Below are 22,185 nucleotides of genomic sequence, written 5' to 3'. Positions count from 1 at the left end.
TCGTTTTGCGGGGGCAAGCTCAATCACGGCAGCACGATCAAAGGTCGCCATGTCTGCCCGGGCCACACTCGATTCGCCGGTGCAGTCGAGCAAGGCGCGCTCCAAACATCTGAGCGCGAAGAGTTTGCGTACGGCCGACTTCTGTTGAAGCCCCTCATGGTATCGACAATAGGCTTTGGCGAAGTCCAGAAAGGGCGTTGTAAGTGTCAGCCGATCATGCAATTTTTGCGTGCGCTGATCGACGTTCCCATATGTCACGCGTGCGGCCGACCACGTATTGCTGTCCCAAGCCAAGTCGACGCCTAGTACTGTGAGCTCGTGCCTGCAGTAGTGAATAAAGTCTTTGAGATTTGTTTCAGCCTTGACTCGACTGCGGGGAGAGAAGTGGACAATTGTCATGGGCTCCTCGTCACTCTCGTGCCGGCCTTGCGCGCATCGCACAACCGTATGACTTGGGCGACAGCTAACAAGGTGCGATCCGTCACCGAGGCGATCGTACTGTCGCCCGTCAATTGACCAATCCGCACACGATCCGCCTCGAGCCAAGCCAGTACGTCGCGGTGCGGGCCATCGAGCCACGGTTGAAAGTGCTGGCACGTGTAACACGCAATCGGTGCGAGGGCACCACAAAACCCATAGTGGCCGCACGTCCCAACGCCATGCCCCCCATCGGTCCTCACACGACTGGATAGGTCATTGCCGCGCACCGCTGCGCTCTCGCGATCGACCAGGACGCCCGCAAACGCTTGGGCCATTGGCGCCAGTTGCATCGCCACGGCCGCATTGATGGCGTCGACATGCTCCGGCACGTTCTCAACATAGACCTTCACATGTTGCGTGTCAGAATGATCCAACAGTTCAGCAATCACTAGTTCTCCGTAGCCCTCCCTCGCCGCGCGAGTGCCCAATGTGCGGCGAAGACGTGTGGGGAATACGCGTAGCAGCGTCCCCGTTCGTTCCGAGCGTACTTGCAGCGTCTCAACAATGCGCGCCAAGCAACGCTCAAGCGCAACTGTCTCCATATGCAATGTCTCTGATCGCAGGATTTTCCCGAAAGCGACCACTGATTCGCGTCCGATTTTGTCGAGATCTGCCCATTTCGGAAACATCGGCATATGTTCGATCAAGTCGGCGCACTGGCGAAACACAGGGACTCTCTGGATCAACAGTACTCGCTGCTCGTCCAACCATTGCTGCAACGCCTCTCCAAGATCCGCAGTCAGCGCACAGGGCTTGAATTCGCTGCGCCAATCGGCACCCCGCTGCTTCCGCCTAGGCACATTCAGCACGTACTCCCGTTCGCCCGACTCCGCTGCCACACAAATGAAGTCGCGCACTTTGAGGTCACCCACTTGCGATGGACGCCTGCCTGTGGCAATCAATAGTCTTGTGAATACGTACTCGGACAGGCAAATCACTCCAGATTCATAGCTTCGATCCAGCCCCGCCAGCAAGGCCTCGTACTCGAGTTCAGACAATGCCCCGTCGAAAGGGCAACTCAAGGCGATCGCTTCGCCTTTTATATTCCCTCGGAGTCGCCACTCGCCAAGCAGGGTCATGACTCCATTCTCTATGCCTGAGTAGCCCAAATTGAACCAGGTCTTCAACGCGCCCGAGATAACAGCCATGTACCATTCGTGCGCACGATCCAAAGTTGCACGGTAAGAGATCAAGTCTTGCGTACGTATCCGTCGCATCGTCCCCGATGCGGAGCTATTTACGAATCGCACAAAGCCGCCAAGACGCTCTGAAATGTTCTTGGTGTGTGCAGCGGAGGCGGTTACGGCATAGTGCATGAGCACCTTGCGCAGGCTAGTCGAGATTGGCTCTCCCGTTTCTTCCTCTATCCATCGCAGCGAAAAATTAACGTCGCGCGACAGGCGCCAATAGCCGTCGGAGGGGCAAAACTCCGAGCCGTTCCTCGAAACGGCGCGTTTGGCGTTGTCACGCTCAGAAGCAATGCTACGTTTCACGGCGTCCGCCTCCACCCTTCTTCGTGCTCTGCAGCTTTAATGATGCGCGCTTGGTCATCTGTTCCGTACGTCGGCGCAAGTAGGTGCTGGCACTGCCAGACGCTTCGCGCCATCCCATCCAATACGAGCGCATCTTCTCTTCGTCCGCAATGGATGTACCGTTTGCATCCACGCTCGCCGAGAATCGTTCGTTCCAGGTGTGTCGCAGCACGTGAGGCGTAAAGTCGCTCAACTTCGGTTCTACGCTCCTCAGCACCGCAAAGACTTTCTCCAAGCCTTTGATCGACATTGGCAGTCCTTCGTGTGGCCCTGGCTGATGTGTCACGATCAGAAAATCGTGTCGCTTGGCACGCCGTAGCTGGCTGCGATCGTGCAGCACGTATTCATAGACGGCCTTGGACAGGGTCGGTGAAAGTGGAAGCCTTCTGTCCAACGTCTTCGCGACCGGCTGGTTAGGACGGGGATCGTCCGGATCGTCATGACGACGCGCAACTACAACCTCGTTGGCTTGCAAGTCGAAGTCTTGTACCTTGAGGGCCAGCAGTTCACCCGCGCGTACACCCAATTCGCTGAGCAAATGAATGATGAGTGCATTGCGTGTGCGCAACACCGGGGTGAACGGATTGCCGGCGAATGACGGGCAGACGAGCTCGTCGAGCCGCTGTTGCGCCGCGGTATCCAAAGATCGGCGCGCCACGAAACTGCTTCCACGGCGAACGCGGGGTCGGCTCATCTCGATGCGCGCCACCAGTTGCGCCAAGGAAGCTCGGTCTCCTTCGTTGGCGCGAGACCGATCGAGAGAATAGTTCCCAAGCCAGCGCACGTACTGTGCGATATAGCTCAGACGAATGTAATGCGCGTTCGTGCTGATCCGCGCAGGTGGAGTGGCGACGTGTGACATGCGCGCCCCTTCGGTACGACGTGGCAGCCCAATGACCTTGCGGCTTGCACGCCCGTTGATAGCGCTTCGTGTCTGGGCAAACGCCCGAAGGGATTCAGTCTCCGAATCGGTCAGAAATTTCTGCGCCCCAAAACGCTCCTGGAGATCGATGGACAGCGCCGCCGCCCAGCGGTAAAGCAAACGCAACGCATGGAGCGCAGCGAGCATGGTGTTTGGTGCCTTGCTGGCGTTCCGGATCTGGGTGGTGACAAATAGCGTGGGCAGATAGACGGGGAGGCCACGGCTATCGACCAGCATCGGGACGCGTTCACCGCTTGCAAACTTGGTGAATCGAATACGGAGGGAGCCTTCTTCCATCTGAGCGTGCATGCCACCGCCCCACAGAAACATGACAATGCTTCAAGGTGGAAAGAAACCCACGAACATGCAAGAAGAAAATTTACAGATCAGATGTAAAAAAAGCCCGCAGCAAGCGGGCTTCAGGGCAAAACTTAACAAAACGAGGAAGGGTAGCCTTTAGAACGGAATATCGTCGTCCATATCCTCGAAGCCGTTCGACGGTGCCTGTTGCTGGCGACGCTGGCCGCCTTGCTGACCGCCGCCCTGGGCACCACCGCCCTGGCTGCGGCCACCACCACCTTGCGATTCGCGGCTGTAGCCACCGCCACCGCCCGCACCACCGGTCGCACCGCCGCCGTAGCCACCTTCCTCACCGCCGCCGCCGCCCTGGCCACGGCCACCCAGCATCTGCATCTGGTCCGCGACGATTTCGGTGCTGTACTTTTCCTGACCTGACTGGTCCTGCCACTTGCGCGTGCGGATGCGGCCCTCGATATAGACCGACGAACCCTTGCGCAGGTACTGGCCGGCGATCTCGGCCAGCTTGCCGAAGAACGCGATGCGGTGCCACTCGGTGGCTTCCTTGAATTCGCCGGACTGCTTGTCCTTGTAGCGGTCGGTCGTCGCCAGCCGGATGTTGGTCACGGCATCGCCGCTGGGCATGTAGCGGGTTTCGGGGTCGGCGCCCAGGTTGCCGACGAGAATGACTTTGTTGACCGATGCCATGTAGATGATCTCCAGGGACCGCGCCCTTTCAGCGCGGTACTAAACGTAAGGAACGTGCAAAAAAAGCTGGGACGTAAACGACATCACGCGCCCTACGGATGAACCGTCAAGCGCGTGTTCATGCTAACGCCAATACAGCAGGAAAACGTAGCGGACTAATACCGATACGAAAAAAACTGTGTCTAAAAAACCGCTTCAGGATGAAGCGAAGCGGTTCTGGCCAGGCGCGCGGCCGCAGACAGTACACCAGGTACGACAAGGCCACGCAACGACGCCAGAATCATTCTGAGGTGGCTTCTAAGCCGCCACCGCAGAAGTACTTGCTTGCCCACGGGCCGGGGGCGCCTTCATGCTCCACGCGATTATAAGCCAGAGCACCAGAACCACCGCGCACCCTATGAACACTGCGCTGCGTCCTTCGTGCTGGAGCAGCCAGCCACCGGCCACGCCACCGAGGAACAGGCCCAGCGACTGGGTCGTGTTGTAGACGCCAAGCGCCGCGCCACGGCTGACCGCAGCGTAACGCGACACCAGCGACGGCTGCATCGCCTCCAGCACGTTGAACGCGACGAAGAACAGCAGCAGCACGCCGACGATCGGCCAAAGGCCGTGGACCGACGCGAACAGGATCTGGACGACCGTCATCAGGGCCACCGAGGCCAGCAGCACCGGACGCACCTTGCCGTAGCGCTCGGCGGCCATCATCGGCGCCAGCATCAGCAGGAACGACACCAGCACGACCGGCAGGTAGACCTTCCAGTGCTGGTCCAGCGGCATCCCCGCGTCGCTCAGCATGGCCGGCACCACCATGAACATGGCCACCTGGCTCGCATGGAGCGCCAGCACGCCGACATTCAGACGAATCAGGTCGGCATTCATCAGCACCTGGCGGAACGGCAGCCGCACCGGATGCGGCGGCGGCGGCGCAGGCACCAGGAACAGCGTCACGCCGATCGCCACCACGCCGAATACGGCCATCAGGCTGAAGATGCCCGACATACCGATCGAATGCAGAAGTGGCGAAGCAATCACCAGCGAGAGCGCGAACGTCAGGCCGATACTGCCGCCGACCATTGCCATGGCCTTGGTGCGATGGCGTTCACGCGTCAGATCCGCGATACAGGCCGTGATGGCCGCGGAGATCGCGCCCATGCCCTGCAACGCGCGGCCGATGATGATGCCGGTCAGGGTATCGGAGAACGCTGCAACCAGCGCGCCGGCCACGAAGAGCAGCAGCCCCGCGACCATGACCGGCTTGCGCCCGACCCGGTCGGACAGCCAGCCCAATGGAATGTGCAGGAAAGCCTGCATCAGCCCGTAGATCCCCATGGCGATGCCAACCCGCTGGGCGTCGTGCCCGTCGGGCAGCGTGCGCGCGTACTCGGCAAAGACCGGCAGGATCAGGAACAGGCCCAGCATGCGCAGGGCAAAGATGCTGGCGAGTGTGAGGCTGGCGCGCAACTCGCCTTTGGTCATGCGGTCACGCACGGGCTCGGTCCGGGTGGACTCGTCGGCAAGGGATGCGGGCTGGGAAGAAGGCGGGATCGACGGCATTGCGGTCGTATAAGGAATCTGGTCCGGTCGGCGACAGCTTCGATCGTCCGAACGCCGGGAAGTTGCTGACGCGGGGCTGTCTCCACCCCGTTGTCATTCGCCAGTCTGGCGCCGGGCAACCCCGGAAACCGAAGTTCGGTATATTAGCAGGTTTGCTTCCCGCGCTTTCCGCATCACGCTCCGCTTTCGGCGGGCCCGGAAATCGCGTGTCGCGGCAGGCTGGCGCCCCTGTTTCGGGCGCCCCAGGCGTTGCGCAAGGCACATTGACGGGGATATGGAAGAAATCAAGATCCGTGGGGCGCGTACCCACAACCTGAAGAACATCAATCTCGACCTGCCGCGTAACAAGCTTGTGGTGATCACGGGGCTGTCGGGGTCAGGCAAGTCGTCGCTCGCATTCGACACCCTCTACGCCGAGGGGCAGCGCCGGTATGTCGAATCGCTGTCCGCCTACGCCCGCCAGTTCCTGCAACTGATGGAAAAGCCGGACGTCGACCTGATCGAGGGGCTGTCCCCGGCGATTTCGATCGAGCAGAAGGCCACGAGCCACAATCCGCGCTCGACCGTCGGCACTGTCACAGAGATTCACGACTACCTGCGCCTGCTCTTCGCCCGCGCCGGCACGCCCTACTGCCCCGACCACGGCATCGCCCTGCAGGCGCAGAACGTGTCGCAAATGGTTGATGCGGCGCTGGCGCTGCCAGAAGACACCAGGCTGATGATCCTGGCGCCGGTGGTCTCGGACCGTAAGGGCGAGCACACCGACCTGTTCGATACGATGCAGGCGCAGGGTTTCGTGCGCTTCCGCATCCGCTCCGGCGGCGGCACCGCGCATGAGGCCGAGGCCAAGGTCTACGATGTCGACGCGCTGCCCAAGCTCAAGAAGACCGAAAAGCACACGATCGAGGTGGTGGTCGACCGCGTCAAGGTCCGCGCCGACATCAAGCAGCGCCTGGCCGAATCGTTCGAAACGGCACTGCGACTGGCCGATGGCCGCGCGATCGCGATGGAGATGGACACCGGCCGCGAGCATGTGTTCAGCTCGCGCTTTGCCTGCCCTATCTGCTCCTACTCCTTGCAGGAGCTGGAACCGCGCCTGTTCTCGTTCAACAACCCGATGGGCGCCTGCCCTAGCTGCGACGGCCTGGGCCAGATCACGTTCTTCGATCCGAAGCGGGTGGTGGCCTTTCCGAACCTCTCGCTGGCCTCGGGCGCGATCAAAGGCTGGGATCGCCGCAATCAGTTCTACTTCCAGATGCTGCAGAGCCTGGCGGCGTTCTACGAATTCGACACGGAAACCCCGTTCGAGGAACTGTCGCCCGAAGTGCAGCAGGTAATCCTGCACGGTTCCGGCGAGACCGAGATCCCGTTCACGTATATCAACGAACGCGGCCGCACCACGCTGCGCGCGCACGCGTTCGAAGGGATCATCCCGAACCTCGAACGCCGCTATCGTGAAACCGATTCGGTGGCCGTGCGCGAGGAACTGGCCAAGTACCAGAACAACCAGGCGTGCCCGGTCTGCCAGGGCACCCGCCTGCGCACCGAGGCGCGCCATGTGAAAGTGGGCGAGGCCGATCAGGCCCGCGCGATCTTCGAGATCAACGGCTGGCCGCTGCGCGACGCGCTGACGTACTTCCTGACGCTGGACCTGCACGGCGCCAAGCGCGAGATCGCCGACAAGATCGTCAAGGAAATTACCGCCCGGCTGAACTTCCTGAACAACGTCGGGCTCGATTACCTGTCACTCGAGCGCAGCGCGGACACGCTGTCCGGCGGCGAGGCGCAGCGCATCCGCCTGGCCTCGCAGATCGGCTCGGGCCTGACCGGCGTGATGTACGTGCTCGACGAGCCGTCGATCGGCCTGCACCAGCGCGACAATGACCGGCTGATCGGCACGCTCAAGCATCTGCGCGACATCGGTAACTCGGTGCTGGTGGTGGAGCACGACGAGGACATGATCCGCGCGTGCGATTACGTCGTCGACATCGGCCCGGGCGCGGGCGTCCATGGCGGCATGATCGTGGCGGAAGGCACGCCGGACCAGATCGAAAGCTCGCCGGCATCGCTGACGGGGCAGTACCTGTCCGGCCAGCGCCGCATCGAGGTGCCGAAGACGCGCGCCCTGCCCGACGACGAGCGGCTGCTCCGCATCGTCAACGCCACTGGCAACAACCTGCGCAACGTTACGGCCGAAATCCCGGTGGGCCTGCTCACCTGCGTCACTGGCGTTTCTGGTTCAGGCAAGTCGACGCTGATCAACGACACGCTCTACCACGCGGTGGCACGCCATCTGTATGGCTCGACTGCGGAGCCCGCGCCGCATGACCGCATCGAAGGCCTCGAGCACTTCGACAAAGTCATCAACGTCGACCAGAGCCCGATCGGCCGCACGCCGCGCTCGAATCCGGCCACCTACACCGGCCTCTTCACGCCGATCCGCGAACTGTTCGCGGGCGTACCCTCCGCCAAGGAACGGGGCTACGACCCGGGCCGCTTCTCGTTCAACGTGAAGGGCGGCCGATGCGAGTCATGCCAGGGCGACGGCGTGATCAAGGTGGAAATGCACTTCCTGCCCGACGTCTACGTGCCGTGCGATGTCTGCCACGGCCAGCGCTACAACCGCGAGACGCTCGAGGTGCTGTACAAGGGCAAGAACATCTCCGAGGTGCTCGACCTGACCGTCGAGCAGGCGCACGAGTTCTTCAGCGCCGTGCCGGTGGTGCGCCGCAAGCTGCAGACGCTGCTCGACGTGGGCCTGGGTTACATCCGGCTGGGGCAGTCAGCCACCACACTCTCCGGCGGCGAGGCGCAGCGCGTGAAGCTGTCGCTGGAACTGTCCAAGCGCGACACGGGCCGCACGCTGTACATCCTCGACGAGCCCACCACGGGCCTGCATTTCCACGATATCGAACTGCTGCTCAAGGTCATCCACAAGCTGCGCGACCAGGGCAACACGGTCGTGATCATCGAGCACAACCTCGACGTCATCAAGACGGCGGACTGGCTGATCGACATGGGCCCGGAGGGCGGTGCGGGTGGTGGCCAGGTGATCGCGAAGGGATCCCCGGAAGTCGTGGCCGCCAGCAAGGCGAGCTTCACGGGCAAGTATCTGGCGCCTCTGTTGAAGAAGCAGGGGTAGGTCTCCGGGGCGTGGTCGGAAATCGACGCGCCCTGCCCTCTCCCCCAGCCCCGCTAGCGAGCGCCCGCCACCGCAGCGACCTTCTCCTCCGAATCCTCTTTCATCCGGCTGCGGTTCATCATCCCCGCCCGCTCCAGCACCGGATATGCGGTGGAGCAGAACAGCGAATTGAGGCGCTTCAGTTCCGCGATCAGATCCAGATGGAGCGAGCTGGTCTCGATGCTCTCCACGGTCTGCACGGCCACACGCTGCAGGTGCGAGCGCGACAGATCGCGCTCCAGATCGCGGAAGGCCGCCTTCTCCGCCATCAGTTGCTGAGCGCTGCGAAGGTCACCGGTCAGGAACACCGACAGCCCCAGACGCAGGTTCGCCACCACGCGGGCGTGCATCTCGGCGATCTCCTGCATGCCGGCCTCGGAGAACGACAGGTTGTGCGCGATCTTCTTTTCCTTGGTGTCGACGATCACGCGTTCGATCAGGTCCCCCGCGTGCTCCAGGTTGATCGTCAACGAGATGATTTCCGTCCAGCGCTCGCCATCGTGCTCGTCCAGCGCCTCGGTGCTGATCTGCGTCAGGTAGAGCTTGATCGCGGTGTAGAGATCGTCGACTTCGTTGTCGATACGACAGGTGGCATTGGCCAGCTTCAGATCGTTGGTCCGCAGCACGCGCAGCAGGTTGTCGAGCATTTGTTCGACGCGATCGCCGATGCGCAGCACCTCGCGCGCGGCGTTGGACAACGCGAGCGTCGGCGTGGACAGCGCGGCCGGATCGAGATGGCGCGGCGTGACCTGGCTGTCGCCGGTGTTCCGGCCCGGCAGAATGGCCTCGCACAGGCGCGCCAGCGGCGCGGTAGCGCCCAGCAGCAACAGCGCCAGCGCCACGTTGAACAGCAGATGGAAGTTCACGATCATCCGCTGCGGCTCGCTGCCAACCAGCGCCAGCAGTTCCTCGGCCTTCGTCAGCAGCGGCAACGCGATCACGCAACCGAGCAGGCGCGACAGCAGGTTGCCCAGCGTCACGCGCTTACCGGGCTGGTTGTTGCCCGACGTCGACATCAGCGCCGAAATGCCCGAACCGAGATTGGCGCCGAGCACCAGCGCCATGGCCACGTGGATCGACACCACCCCGGCCGATGCCAGCGCGCCGCAGAACAGCACCATGGCCAGGCTCGAATAGCAGAGGATCGTCAGCACCGCGCCGATCAGCATGTCCAGCGCGGCGTCACCGGTCAGCGTGCTGAACAGCACCTTGACGCCGGCCGCCTGCACCACGGGCCGCGTGGCGATCGAAATCAGTTCCAGCGCCAGCGTGATCAAACCCAGCCCGATCAGCACGCGGCCCACGTGGCCGGCCTTGCTGCCCTTCCATGACAGATGCAGGATCACGCCGATAAAGATCAGCAGCGGCGACAGCCAGGACAGATCGAGCGAGAACACCTGCACCATCAGCGCGGTACCCACGTTCGCGCCCAGCATGATCGCCAGCGCGGGGGCCACCGCGATCAGTCCCTGTCCGACGAACGAACTGACGATCACGGCCGTGGCATTGCTGCTCTGGACGAGACCGGTCACGCCGACGCCCGCGAGGAACGCAGCAAACCGGTTGGACACGCTGACGGAAAGCACGTGGCGCAGATTGGCGCCGTACACGCGCAGGATACCGACCTTGACTATGTTGGTGCCCCAAATCAGGAGCGCCACGCCGGAGAGAAGATGAAGCAATACGCCCATAGTGCAGCCTTCTTCGTGACCGGTGCCGCGAGGGGCAGAAGCGAGGCGCGCAGCCCGGTCATCGCCTTGTTATTTCAAGGAGGCATTATGCGCCCCCCTGTCGAAGGGAGCAAACCCGGGCGGGGGCGCAGGCAGTACAGGCGGCACGGCAAGGCCCCGCAGCGACGCCAGAATCCTTTTGAAAAGGCTTCCCAGGGCTTCCCAGGGCTTCCTAGTGGCCGTCGAAATTGCAGACCGTGAACAGCGACAGGCCGCTGGCTTGCAAAAGCCTGGAGCCGCCGAGCTCAGGCAGGTCGACGATCGCCCCGCCTTCCACCACCGTTGCGCCAAGACGCTCCAGCAGCTTGCGGCCCGCCATCATCGTGCCGCCCGTGGCGATCAGGTCGTCGATCAGCAGCACGCGGTCTCCCGGCTTGCAGGCATCTGCATGGATCTCCACGGTGGCGCTGCCGTACTCGAGCTCGTATTCCTCGGCCACCGTCTGAAACGGCAACTTGCCCTTCTTGCGGATCGGCACGAAGCCCAGGTTCAGTTCGTACGCGATGATCGAACCGAGGATGAAGCCGCGCGCGTCGATGCCAGCCACAAGGTCCAGGTTCTGGTCCATGTAGCGGTGCACGAAGACGTCGATCAGCACGCGCAGCGTCTTGGGGTTCTGCAGCAGCGGCGTGATGTCGCGGAACATCACGCCCGGCTGCGGCCAGTCCGGCACGGTGCGGATGCGGTCACGCAGGTAACCGGTGACATCGCCAAGATCGGGGGACTGGATGATGGAGTTCGACATGAAGGAAACTGGAAAGTGAAATTACGCGCGATGCGGTAACGGGCTACCACCCGTGTCCAAAACCATCGCCGCACAATGGCCCGGCTGATTGAACATCCGCAACCCGCAAAGATACAGGAGACAACCGTGGCCAAGAAGATCTTGATGCTGGCCGGCGACTTCGCCGAAGACTACGAAACCATGGTGCCGTTCCAGGCACTGCAGATGGTGGGCCACACGGTTCACGCGGTCTGCCCGGACAAGAAGGCTGGCGACCACTGCGCCACCGCCATCCATGACTTCGAAGGCGACCAGACCTACACGGAGAAGCGCGGCCACAACTTTACGCTGAATGCCACGTTCGCGGACATCGATCCGGCACAGTATGACGCCCTCGTCATTCCGGGCGGCCGCGCCCCCGAATACCTGCGACTGAATGCCCGCGTGCTCGAGATCGTGCGCCACTTTGCCCAGGCCAACAAGCCGATCGCCGCGGTCTGCCACGGCGCGCAACTGCTGGCGGCAGCTGGCGTGCTCGAAGGTCGTACCTGTTCCGCCTACCCCGCCTGCGCACCCGAGGTACGGCTGGCCGGCGGCAAATATGCCGATATCCCGGTCGACCAGGCCCATACCGACGGCAACCTGGTAACGGCGCCGGCCTGGCCTGCCCATCCGGCCTGGCTGGCGCAGTTCCTTGCAGTGCTTGGGACGCGGATCGTAGAGTAGAGGCTTCCGAACGTGGCGCGGGCCATCGGGCCCGCGGCCGCGCCGCACGGAGGTATCCATGTGTGAGATCTTCATCCGGGCCAATCCGGATTCGTACCAGACCCAGTCCCGATCGCTGCGCCTGCACGGCATGGCCACCAGCATCCGGCTGGAAAACCTGTTCTGGGAGGTCCTGGAAGAACTGGCGCAACGCGACGGCATGACCGTCAACCAGTTGCTGACGCGGCTACACGACGAACTTGCCGAACATCGCGGCGAGACGTCGCTGTCGGCCAACTTTGCTTCGTTCCTGCGCGTGTGCTGTATGCGCTACCTGCTTCTGCAAAACGAGGGGCGCATCCCGGCCGACACTAATGTGCCGATTCGGTCGCTCGATGCGCGAGCCGTGCTGGATAGCCTACCCGCGTCGTGGGTGGAAGCTGGCAGTTCGCCGTTGCCAAGGGCAGCCAGAGGCGAGCACGCCTCTGCCTCTAGTTCTAGTCCTTGATCAGCCGTTCCTCGGCAGACTCCAGCGCCTCGGGCGTGCCACGCAGCACCACGATGTCGCCCGGCTCCAGCACGGTGTCCGGCTCGGGGTCGAAGGCGCGGATGCCGCGCCGGCGCACCGCCGTGACTTCCACGCCGATCCGCTCCAGCCCCAGCGCCCCCAGGCGACGCCCCACGGCGGTGTGTTCCGGCCCGAGGGACACCGCGTGCAACCGCACCGTGTCCCGCTCCACCATGTCTTCCTCGTCGTCACGGCCGTGGAAATAGCCGCGCAGCAGGCTGTAGCGTGCGTCGCGCGCCTGCTGCACGCCCCGAACCACGCGGCGCATCGGCACGCCCAACAGCACCAGCGCGTGTGAAGCCAGCATCAGGCTGCCTTCGATGATTTCCGGCACCACCTCGGTCGCACCCGCCTTCTGCAAGATGTCCAGCTCGGAATCGTCGACGGTCCGCACCAGCACCGGCAGCGCCGGCGCCAGCTCCTGAACGTGGTGCAGCACTTTCACCGCCGACGGCGTATTGGCATAGGTCACCACCACCAGCGCCGCGCGGTGGATACCGGCCGCGATCAGCGCCTCGCGCCGGCCGGCATCGCCATAAACCACCGTATCGCCCGCCGCCGCCGCGTCGCGCACGCGATCCGGGTCGAGGTCGAGCGCCACGTAGGTGATGCCCTCGCGTTCCAGCATATGAGCCAGGTTCTGGCCACTACGACCGTAGCCGCAGATGATCGCGTGCTTCTCGGTCTGCAGACTCTGCGCCGCGATCCGGGTCATGTTCAGCGACTGCAACAGCCATTCGTTCGCGGCAAACCGCAGCACGATCGCGTCGCTGTACTGGATCAGGAACGGCGCGGCCAGCATCGACAGTAGCATCGACGCCAGGATCACCTGGATCAGCACCGGGTCCACCAGCCCCATGCCATCTATCTGGTTCAGCAGCACGAAACCGAATTCGCCCGCCTGCGCCAGCCCAAGGCCGGTGCGGATCGCCACCCCCTGGCGCGAGCCGAACAGCCGCGCCAGCACTGCGATCAGCACCAGCTTGAACAGGATCGGCACGATGAGCAGCGCGAGCACGAGCCAGACGTGGTCGAACACCACCCGGACGTTCAGCAACATGCCGATCGTGACGAAGAACAGCCCGAGCAGCACGTCCCGGAACGGCTTGATGTCCTCTTCCACCTGATGGCGGTAGGGCGTTTCCGAAATCAACATACCCGCCATAAACGCGCCGAGCGCCATCGACAGGCCCAGCCGCTCTGTCAGCGCGGCCATGCCCAGCGTGACCAGCAGCAGGTTCAGCATGAAGAGTTCCTGCGACCGGCGTGCCGCCACGACGTGGAACCAGCGGCTCATCAGGCGCTGGCCCAGGAAGAAGATCGCGCCCAGGGCCACGGCAATCTTGACCGTGGCCAGCCCCAGCGCGAACGCCAGGTCTCCCGGATCGCGCGACAGCGCGGGGATCACAATCAGCAGCGGCACCACGGCCAGATCCTGGAACAGCAGGATGCTGATGATGTTGCGCCCGTGCTCGCTTTCCAGCTCCATGCGCTCGGAAAGCATCTTGGAAACGATGGCCGTGGACGACATGGCCAGCGCGCCGCCCAGGGCCACGGATGCCTGCCAGGACAGCGGAAAAAGCCAGTTGAACATCCAGCTCGCCGGCACCACGGCCAGCATCGACAGGATGACCTGTGATCCGCCCAGCCCGAACACCAGCCGCTTCATCGCGCGCAGCTTGGCCAGGCTGAACTCAAGCCCGATCGAGAACATCAGGAAGACCACGCCGAATTCGGCCAGGTATTTGGTCTGGCCCGAATCGCTGGCCAGGCCAAGGGCGTGCGGGCCGATCAGGATGCCCACCGCCAGATACCCGAGCATCGGTGGCAGTTGCAACATGCGGAACGCCACCACGCCAAACACGGCAGCGGCCAGCAGCACCAGGGTCAGTTCCAGCGGAGAATGCATCGGCGATTGAAAAGTACCAGCCGGGCACGCGCGCCGTCCCGGCATTTGCGCCCTGCCGGCGAAACACGGCAAGCGCGGCGGTCGTCACAGCGGCAAAAGGCTCGAAAGCCGGGCCAGACGCCATCGCATTCGTTGGTATACTCCGACGCCATGATAGCCAATTTCGATGCGGATCGAGCACTCCGGCTCGCCCGCCAGACCCTTGAAATCGAAGCCGAGGCCGTTTCCGCGCTGGCCGGACGGCTCACGCCCGCGTTCACCAAGGCGGTGGAGATGATTCTCGGCTGCACCGGGCGCGTCGTCGTGTCCGGCATCGGCAAGTCGGGCCATATCGGCCGCAAAGTGGCCGCCACGCTGGCATCCACCGGCACGCCGTCCTTCTTCGTGCACCCCGCCGAGGCCAGCCATGGCGACCTCGGCATGATCACGCGCGACGATGTCCTGATCGCCTTCTCCAATTCCGGTGAAACGGCCGAACTGCTGGCGATCATTCCGATCGTCAAGCGCATCGGCGCCGGGTTGATCTCCATCACCGGGAACGCCGAATCGAACCTGGCCAAACTGTCCAACGCCCACCTCGACGGCGCTGTGGCTCAGGAGGCCTGCCCGCTGAACCTCGCCCCGACCGCCAGCACCACCGCGGCGCTGGCGCTGGGTGACGCGCTGGCCGTGGCGGTGCTCGACGCGCGCGGCTTTGGCGAAGACGACTTCGCGCGCTCGCACCCAGGCGGCGCGCTGGGCCGCAAGCTGCTCACCCACGTGCGCGACGTGATGCGCACTGGCAATGCGGTGCCCGCGGTACGTGAAAGCACGCCGCTGGCCCAGGCCCTGATGGAAATCACCCGCAAGGGCATGGCCATGACCGCCGTGGTGGACCCCGACGGCCGCGCCGTGGGCGTGTTCACCGACGGCGACCTGCGCCGCCTGCTGGAAACGCCGCGCGACTGGAAGACCGTGCCGATCGGCGAGGTCATGCACCGCAACCCCCACACCGTGCATCTCGACAAGCTCGCCGTGGAAGCCGTGCAGATCATGGAAACGAACCGCATCAACCAGTTGCTCGTCGTCGATGACGACGGCCACCTGGCGGGCGCGCTCCACATCCATGATCTGACCCGGGCCAAGGTCATCTGATCAATGCCAGAGTTCCTGTCCAGAATCACCGGCCTGATCATGCGGCTGCTGCCGCTGCTGTTGATGGCGATCGTTGCCGGCAGCACGTTCTGGCTCGTGCAGATCAACTCGCCGCACGAAGCCACGGCGCAGGCACAGGTCAAGCGACACGTCCCTGACTACTATATGGACCGCTTCTCGGCCACGGAACTGGCCGAGGATGGCAACACCAAGATCCGCTTCACCGGCGTGAAGATGGTCCATTTCGAGGACGACCAGACCTACGAGGTGACCACGCCGGCCATGCGCAACTACGAGCCGGATCGCCCGCCGGTTACCGCCAACGCGAATCGCGGCGTGATGAATGCCGAGGGCTCGATCATCGACCTGTACGGCAATGCGTTCATCGTGCGCCAGGCGGGTACCGATGTGTCGAAGGACCCGCGCATGACGGCGGCGTCGCAGTACTTTCAGTTGCTGATCAACGACGACATCGTCAAGACAGACAAGCCCGTGGAACTGACGCGCGGACCGTCGGTAATGAACGCCAACGGCCTGATCTTCAACAACGTCACCCGCGAAGTACAATTGCTGGGTAACGTTCGCGGCACCATCATCATGAATTCGCCGGGGCAGGCCAGTGCCCAGTGACATCGGGATTTGCGCCCCGCCGTCCGCCTGACTGCTGCCTTTCCCTTTCAGCAAAGCCAAAAATGACTGCTTCCCTGACGACATCGTCCTGTCGCCGCACCGCGCCCGCCCTGATGGCGGCCATCGCCGCCATCGGCCTGTTCCTGGCCCAGCCTGCTTTCGCCGAGCGCGCGGACCAGACCAAGCCGCTGGTGCTGGAAGCCGACAACGCCAGCTATGATGACGTCAAGCAGATCTACACGCTGACCGGCAACGTGGTGCTGACCAAGGGCACGATGGTGCTGAAGTCTGATGCCGCCGAACTGCGCACCGACCCCGAGGGTTATCAGTACGCCATCGCCACCTCCAAGCCGGGCCACCAGGCCTATATCCGCCAGAAACGCGACGGCGTGGATGAGTACATCGACGGCTGGGGCGACCGCATCGAATATGACGGCAAGTCGGAGATCAACAAGCTGATCGGCAATGCACGCGCGGCGCGTGTTTCCGGTGTCGGCGCGAAAATCCTGGACGAAATCCGCGGCGCGGTGATCACGTACGACAGCCGCAACGAGTTCTATACCGCCACCGGCGGCGATAACAATGCGTCCGCCGGGAACCCTTCTGGCCGCGTGCGCGCCGTGCTGTCGCCGCGCGCGAACCCGGCCAGCGCGCCGGCCGGCGCGCCGCTCGACCTGAAGCCGTCCTCGCAGCCGGCCAAGCCCTGACCGTTTCAAGCTCCATCCGTACCCGATGAACGATACCGCCACGCTCGCCGCCCAGGCTTCTTCCGCCCCATCCACGGATAGCAGCACGCTGGTCGTGCGCCATCTGAAGAAACGCTATGGCTCGCGCACCGTGGTCAAGGACGTCTCGCTCGACGTCAAAAGCGGCGAGGTCGTCGGCCTGCTCGGCCCGAACGGCGCGGGCAAGACCACGTCGTTCTACATGATCGTCGGACTGGTCGCGCTGGACGAAGGCGATATCGTGCTCGATGGCCAGCACATCAGCGGCCTGGCCATCCACGAACGCGCGCGCATGGGACTGTCCTATCTCCCGCAGGAAGCTTCGGTCTTCCGCAAGCTCAACGTCGAGGAGAACATCCGCGCGGTGCTGGAACTGCAGGTGGTCAACGGCAAGTCGCTGCCCAAGCAGGAAATCGATCGCCGGCTCGACTCGCTGCTCGATGACCTGCAGATCGCCCACCTGCGCAACAACCCGGCGCTGTCGCTGTCGGGCGGCGAGCGCCGCCGCGTGGAAATCGCGCGCGCGCTGGCGTCGGCGCCGCGCTTCATCCTGCTCGACGAACCATTCGCGGGCGTGGACCCGATCGCCGTGGGCGAGATCCAGCGCATCGTCAGCTTCCTCAAGGCACGCAACATCGGCGTGCTGATTACCGACCACAACGTGCGGGAAACGCTGGGCATCTGCGACCACGCATACATCATCAGCGAAGGCACCGTGCTGGCCGAAGGACAGCCCGAGGAAATCATCGCCAACGAGTCCGTGCGACGCGTCTATCTGGGCGAAAACTTCCGCATGTGATCAAGCGGCCGCGACGCCGCCTTGCAGCATTCGTCAACTAGCCGTTGGCGATCACGAAGTGCCAGCGATAGGTGATAGCAATTTCCGTTCCAACAACGGGAAGATGCGCATAGAATAGGTCGCATGAAACCATCGCTTCAGCTTCGACTTTCCCAGCATCTGGCTCTGACTCCACAACTGCAGCAGTCCATCCGGCTGCTGCAGTTATCCACACTGGAGCTGCAACAGGAAGTCGAGCAGGCGCTGACCGAGAATCCACTGCTCGAACGCGAGAACGACTGGATCGAAAGCCCGCTGCGCGTGGCCGCGGACGGGTCGGTCAACGTGCAAAGCGCCCCGGCTCCGGCATCTTCCGAACCGCAAGGTAATGGCGACGATCGCGCGAACGGCGCCAACGGCGAAGACGACAGCTACGGCGACAGCTCGGGTGACGATTACGGCAGCGACTGGAGCCTGGACGATTTCGCTCGCCGGCCTCAGGGCGACGAGGACGAGAAGACGCCGATGCAGCTTCGCGAAGCGGAACCCACGCTGCGCGAGTACCTGATGGAACAGCTCACGCCGCTGAAGATCTCCACGCGCGACAAGGGCCTGGCCATCTTCCTGATCGAGTCGCTGGACGACGACGGCTACCTGGGCGCAACGCTCGACGAGATCTGCTCGGAACTACCCAAGGAACTCGAATTCGAAGTCGATGAAGTGCAGGCGATACTGACCCTGCTGCAGAGCTTCGACCCTCCTGGCGTGGGTGCGCGCAACGCCGCAGAATGCCTCACCTTGCAACTGCGCCGTCTGCAGCATCCACAGCGGGACCTTGCATTATCGATCGTCAACCACCACCTGGAGTTATTGGCCGTGCGTGACTACACGCGGCTCAAGAAAGCCCTGCAGGTTGACGAAATTGCACTTAAGGCCGCGCACGATCTGATCCGCTCGCTCGCACCGTATCCCGGACATGCCTACAGCCGTCCGGAAGCGGACTTCGTGGTACCGGATGTGTTCGTGCGCAAGAGTGGCAGTAGCTGGATCGCGCAGCTCAATCCCGACGTGATGCCGCGTCTGCGCATCAACGACATGTATGCGCAGATTTTGCGCGGTGCAAAAGGGGAAGCGGGCGCGGCCGGGCTGCAGCAGAAGCTCCAGGAGGCGCGGTGGCTCATCAAGAACATTCAGCAGCGTTTCGACACGATCCTGCGTGTTGCGCAGGCAATTGTGGAACGTCAAAAGAACTTTTTCTCGCACGGGGAAATCGCGATGCGCCCCTTGGTTTTGCGGGAGATTGCCGATACACTGGGTCTACACGAGTCGACCATTTCCCGGGTGACTACGAATAAATACATGGCCACGCCGATGGGTACTTTCGAGTTGAAGTACTTCTTTGGTAGCCACGTCTCCACGGAGACTGGCGGCGCGGCCTCATCCACGGCGATCCGCGCGCTGATCAAGCAACTGATAGGAGCCGAAGAACCCAGGAATCCCCTTTCCGACAGCCGCATCGCCGAGTTGCTGGGCGAACAGGGCTTTGTGGTCGCACGCCGCACGGTGGCCAAGTACCGCGAAGCGCTGAAGATCCCCGCAGTCAATCTCCGCAAGACTTTGTAGCCGAGCCGCAACCGCCTGCCTGGTGCGGCTCTTTCAGAAGGAGAAGCGCTATGAACTTCAAGATCAGTGGACACCACCTCGACATCACGCCGCCGCTGCGTGAGTATGTGGAAACGAAACTGGAGCGAATTGTCAGACATTTCGATCAGGTCATTGGCGTAAGCGTGCTGCTATCCGTAGACAACCACAAGGAAAAGGACAAGCGTCAGTACGCGGAAATCAACCTGCACCTCAAGGGCAAGGACATCTTCGTCGAAGCGCATCATGAAGACCTTTATGCTGCAATCGACTGTCTGGTCGACAAGCTCGACCGCCAAGTGATCCGCTACAAGGACCGCGTGCAAGGGCATGACCGGGAAGCGGTCAAGTACCAGATGGCTGCCGAACAACTACAACAACAATAAGTCGGCGGCGACACCAGGTCGCCCCTGAGAGGATAGATAGGAAGAGCAAAGCCGCGCATCTGCGCGGCTTTTTTGATGGGCGCGATGCGGATGCGCCGCTGGCGCACCCGTTACCTGAGTACCAGCCCTGCAACATTTGGTCAGCCGGGGGTGTTCGCAACTGACGCCGCTCGGTGTATGCTGCGCCATACAACAACTACAGACAGGACGGCCCCGGACAACCGGCCCGGCATTCCGCGTGGCGAAAGATCGCGCGACGGCGGGTGCAGTTTTCTGGGTGGGCAATCCGACCGGCAAGCTCGCGGCACCACTCGCGGCGCCGGCGCCGCAGCGCACAAGTGCGCAGTGGCCCTGCTCTATAATGGCCGGACGCTCCAATGCGGGCGTCCTTTTGCGCTCAATAGCCTGAATTGCCCAACGCAGCGGGACGACTCATGTGCGTCGGCTCGCCTTTCTGACTCCTCGTGCATCGCCCATGAATCGTTTGGCCAAATTGCTGCCACCCGGCAACATTAATCTCGACGTCACCGTCACCAGCAAGAAGCGGGTCTTCGAGCAAGCCGGGCTCCTGTTCGAGAACAACCATGGCGTGGCCCGGGCCACCGTGACCGACAACCTGTTCGCGCGCGAATCGCTCGGGTCCACCGGTCTTGGCGCCGGCGTCGCCATTCCGCATGGTCGCATCAAGGGACTCAAACAGCCCCTGGCTGCCTTCATGCGCCTGGCCGAGCCGATCCCGTTCGAATCGCCCGACGGCAAACCGGTGGCGCTGCTGATCTTCCTGCTTGTGCCCGAGCAGGCCACCCAGCAGCATCTGGAAATTCTTTCGGAAATCGCCCAGTTGTTGTCGGACCGGGAAATGCGCGAAGGACTGGCCACGTTACCCACGCCCGAAGCGGTCCACGAATTACTGACCCAGTGGCACCCCTGACACGACGGCAGGCCAGCGCAGCCTGACGCGATACCCGCGATACAGCCCCTCCCGAAAAGTCATCCCGCATGGAACTCACCGGCGTCACCTCCCAGTCGATCTTCGACGACAACGCAGCCGACATCAAACTCTCCTGGGTCGCCGGTCTGGAAGGGGCCGATCGAGCCTTCGACGTGGAATTCGCGCGTGAGGCGACATCGGCAGCCGATCTGGTCGGCCACCTGAACCTCATCCACCCGAACCGGATTCAGGTGCTCGGCAAACCCGAGATCCTTTACTACCAGCGCCTCGACGACGAACCCCGCAAACGTCAGATGGGCGAGCTGATCCTGCTCGAGCCGCCATTCCTGGTGGTGGCGGATGGCATGGAGCCGCCGCCCGATCTGGAACTGCGCTGCACGCGCTCGTCGACTCCGCTGTTCACGACGCCGGTATCCTCGGCGGCCGTCATCGACCACCTCCGCCTGTACCTGTCGCGCATCTCCGCGCCGCGCGTCACCATGCACGGCGTGTTCCTCGACATTCTCGGCATGGGCGTGCTGATCATGGGTGAGTCGGGCCTTGGCAAGAGCGAACTGGGCCTGGAACTGATCTCGCGCGGACATGGCCTGGTGGCCGACGACGCCGTCGATTTCGTGCGGCTTGGCCCGGATTTCATTGAGGGCCGCTGCCCGCCGCTGCTGCAGAACCTGCTTGAAGTCCGCGGCCTGGGCCTGCTCGACATCAAGACGATCTTCGGTGAGACCGCCGTGCGGCGGAAGATGAAGCTCAAGCTCGTGGTGCAATTGGTGCGCCGCAACGACGGCGAATTCGAGCGCCTGCCGCTTGATTCCCAGTACCTCGACGTTCTTGGCCTCCCGATCCACATGGTGAAGATCCAGGTGGCAGCTGGCCGAAACCTTGCCGTGCTGGTGGAAGCCGCCGTCCGCAATACGATACTGCGCCTGCGTGGCATCGATACCCTGCGCGACTTCATGGACCGTCAGCGGGCAGCGATGCAGGCCGACGTGGTTTCCCGCGGCCAGGGTCGGCTGCTCTGATCAGACAATTCCGGCCGTTTTGTGAAACGCCGGCGTCGCTTTCAATTGCTTACAAGCGGCCGGCCTCCCCTCGTCAACGCGCTTTGGGCGCGCGCCGTTTTGTGCTTCAATGGGCATCGAGCCCAGTCCGGTACCGCCAGCCGCCGTGCTGCATCCTGAAGGTCGGCGTCCGGCCATGATGTGTTTCCACAGCCAGGAGAGAAGCATGAAGAAACTGATCGCGATGTGCGTGCTGGTTACCCCTCTGTTCGCCACGGGCGCGTTCGCCCAGGGCGCCTCGGCCCCGGCCGCTGAAAAATCTGGCAAGGCCCCGACCGCGCAGCAGGAAAAGATGTCGGCCTGCTCGAAGCAGAACAAGGGCAAGAAGGGCGACGACTACAAGAAGTCCATGAGCGATTGCCTGTCGGGCAGCGCACCAGCCGCCGCACCGGCCGCACCGAAGACCCAGCAGGAAAAGATGTCGGCCTGCTCGAAGGAAAACAAGGGCAAGAAGGGCGACGACTACAAGAAGTCCATGAGCGATTGCCTGTCGAAGCCGGCGGCCTGATCCGCCAGATCTGATAGATCCCGTGGCAATGATGGCGAATCGGCGACGATTCGCCATTTTGCT

The 22,185-nt window shown here is 63.1% G+C and carries 19 protein-coding genes and 1 pseudogene; 12 read left to right on the top strand and 8 right to left on the bottom strand.

The window, feature by feature from the left end:
• The 5 genes and pseudogenes from B2246_RS10055 to B2246_RS10035 form a co-directional block, all read right to left on the bottom strand.
• Positions 1 to 399: pseudogene (locus B2246_RS10055) on the bottom strand (hypothetical protein); the annotation flags it as partial.
• The gene (locus B2246_RS10050; protein WP_286881815.1) at positions 396 to 1,973 is read right to left on the bottom strand and encodes a site-specific integrase; all 1,578 of its coding nucleotides are present in this window, start codon (positions 1,971 to 1,973) and stop codon (positions 396 to 398) included. The pseudogene B2246_RS10055 and the gene B2246_RS10050, both read right to left, overlap by 4 nt.
• Positions 1,963 to 3,264, bottom strand: coding sequence for a site-specific integrase (locus B2246_RS10045; RefSeq protein WP_286881816.1), 1,302 nt, complete (start codon positions 3,262 to 3,264; stop codon positions 1,963 to 1,965). Before B2246_RS10045 ends, B2246_RS10050 begins: the two co-directional genes overlap by 11 nt.
• Before the next feature lie 126 nt (positions 3,265 to 3,390).
• Entirely contained in the window at positions 3,391 to 3,939 is a 549-nt protein-coding gene (locus B2246_RS10040; RefSeq protein WP_008648114.1) for a single-stranded DNA-binding protein, read from the bottom strand.
• A 297-nt stretch (positions 3,940 to 4,236) separates the two neighbouring features.
• Entirely contained in the window at positions 4,237 to 5,493 is a 1,257-nt protein-coding gene (locus tag B2246_RS10035; protein WP_040011123.1) for an MFS transporter, read from the bottom strand.
• Between the two features lie 274 nt (positions 5,494 to 5,767).
• Between B2246_RS10035 and uvrA the strand changes: the two genes are divergently transcribed.
• Positions 5,768 to 8,635 carry an excinuclease ABC subunit UvrA gene (gene uvrA, locus B2246_RS10030; protein ID WP_008648118.1) on the top strand — a complete coding sequence of 956 codons (2,868 nt, stop codon included), beginning with the start codon at positions 5,768 to 5,770 and terminating at the stop codon, positions 8,633 to 8,635.
• A gap of 53 nt (positions 8,636 to 8,688) precedes the next feature.
• Here the strand turns inward: uvrA and B2246_RS10025 are convergent, their stop codons facing one another.
• A complete protein-coding gene (locus tag B2246_RS10025; RefSeq protein WP_008648120.1) occupies positions 8,689 to 10,365 on the bottom strand; it encodes a Na/Pi cotransporter family protein in 1,677 nt (558 codons plus the stop codon).
• Positions 10,366 to 10,576: 211 nt separating this feature from the next.
• Positions 10,577 to 11,149: an adenine phosphoribosyltransferase gene (locus tag B2246_RS10020; RefSeq protein ID WP_008648122.1), complete on the bottom strand. Its 573-nt coding sequence runs from the start codon at positions 11,147 to 11,149 to the stop codon at positions 10,577 to 10,579.
• Positions 11,150 to 11,275: 126 nt separating this feature from the next.
• On the opposite strand from B2246_RS10020, the gene B2246_RS10015 reads away from it, so the two are divergent.
• Positions 11,276 to 11,854 carry a DJ-1/PfpI family protein gene (locus B2246_RS10015; protein ID WP_008648124.1) on the top strand — a complete coding sequence of 193 codons (579 nt, stop codon included), beginning with the start codon at positions 11,276 to 11,278 and terminating at the stop codon, positions 11,852 to 11,854.
• A 58-nt stretch (positions 11,855 to 11,912) separates the two neighbouring features.
• Positions 11,913 to 12,341 carry a ribbon-helix-helix domain-containing protein gene (locus B2246_RS10010; protein WP_008648126.1) on the top strand — a complete coding sequence of 143 codons (429 nt, stop codon included), beginning with the start codon at positions 11,913 to 11,915 and terminating at the stop codon, positions 12,339 to 12,341.
• Here the strand turns inward: B2246_RS10010 and B2246_RS10005 are convergent.
• Positions 12,331 to 14,310: a monovalent cation:proton antiporter family protein gene (locus B2246_RS10005; protein ID WP_035881337.1), complete on the bottom strand. Its 1,980-nt coding sequence runs from the start codon at positions 14,308 to 14,310 to the stop codon at positions 12,331 to 12,333. The two genes, B2246_RS10010 and B2246_RS10005, sit on opposite strands and share 11 nt — an antisense overlap.
• Positions 14,311 to 14,460: 150 nt before the next feature.
• On the opposite strand from B2246_RS10005, the gene B2246_RS10000 reads away from it, so the two are divergent.
• The 9 genes from B2246_RS10000 to B2246_RS09960 all read left to right on the top strand — a co-directional run bounded on the left by B2246_RS10000 (position 14,461) and on the right by B2246_RS09960 (position 22,122).
• Positions 14,461 to 15,444 carry a KpsF/GutQ family sugar-phosphate isomerase gene (locus tag B2246_RS10000; protein ID WP_024569509.1) on the top strand — a complete coding sequence of 328 codons (984 nt, stop codon included), beginning with the start codon at positions 14,461 to 14,463 and terminating at the stop codon, positions 15,442 to 15,444.
• 3 nt (positions 15,445 to 15,447) lie between these two features.
• Positions 15,448 to 16,074 (top strand): LPS export ABC transporter periplasmic protein LptC, encoded by a 627-nt coding sequence (lptC, locus tag B2246_RS09995; RefSeq protein ID WP_008640716.1) that lies wholly within the window; start codon positions 15,448 to 15,450, stop codon positions 16,072 to 16,074.
• 62 nt (positions 16,075 to 16,136) lie between these two features.
• Positions 16,137 to 16,781 carry a lipopolysaccharide transport periplasmic protein LptA gene (lptA, locus tag B2246_RS09990; RefSeq protein ID WP_286881818.1) on the top strand — a complete coding sequence of 215 codons (645 nt, stop codon included), beginning with the start codon at positions 16,137 to 16,139 and terminating at the stop codon, positions 16,779 to 16,781.
• Positions 16,782 to 16,806: 25 nt separating this feature from the next.
• Complete coding sequence (lptB, locus tag B2246_RS09985; RefSeq protein WP_008650963.1) at positions 16,807 to 17,598, top strand: LPS export ABC transporter ATP-binding protein; 792 nt, start codon at positions 16,807 to 16,809, stop codon at positions 17,596 to 17,598.
• Positions 17,599 to 17,721: 123 nt separating this feature from the next.
• Positions 17,722 to 19,200 carry an RNA polymerase factor sigma-54 gene (locus B2246_RS09980; RefSeq protein ID WP_008650961.1) on the top strand — a complete coding sequence of 493 codons (1,479 nt, stop codon included), beginning with the start codon at positions 17,722 to 17,724 and terminating at the stop codon, positions 19,198 to 19,200.
• Between the two features lie 50 nt (positions 19,201 to 19,250).
• Complete coding sequence (gene hpf / locus B2246_RS09975; protein ID WP_008650960.1) at positions 19,251 to 19,604, top strand: ribosome hibernation-promoting factor, HPF/YfiA family; 354 nt, start codon at positions 19,251 to 19,253, stop codon at positions 19,602 to 19,604.
• Positions 19,605 to 20,079: 475 nt separating this feature from the next.
• A complete protein-coding gene (locus B2246_RS09970; protein WP_008650957.1) occupies positions 20,080 to 20,535 on the top strand; it encodes a PTS sugar transporter subunit IIA in 456 nt (151 codons plus the stop codon).
• A 68-nt stretch (positions 20,536 to 20,603) separates the two neighbouring features.
• On the top strand, positions 20,604 to 21,575 hold the full coding sequence (gene hprK / locus B2246_RS09965) for an HPr(Ser) kinase/phosphatase (RefSeq protein WP_008650955.1): 972 nt from the start codon (positions 20,604 to 20,606) through the stop codon (positions 21,573 to 21,575).
• A gap of 205 nt (positions 21,576 to 21,780) precedes the next feature.
• On the top strand, positions 21,781 to 22,122 hold the full coding sequence (locus B2246_RS09960; RefSeq protein WP_008650953.1) for a PsiF family protein: 342 nt from the start codon (positions 21,781 to 21,783) through the stop codon (positions 22,120 to 22,122).
• The last annotated feature ends 63 nt before the right edge of the window (positions 22,123 to 22,185 follow it).

The sequence above is a fragment of the Cupriavidus sp. UBA2010 genome (assembly GCF_002335265.1).
Taxonomy (GTDB): domain Bacteria; phylum Pseudomonadota; class Gammaproteobacteria; order Burkholderiales; family Burkholderiaceae; genus Cupriavidus; species Cupriavidus metallidurans.
This window is presented reverse-complemented; position numbering and strand designations above follow the sequence as displayed.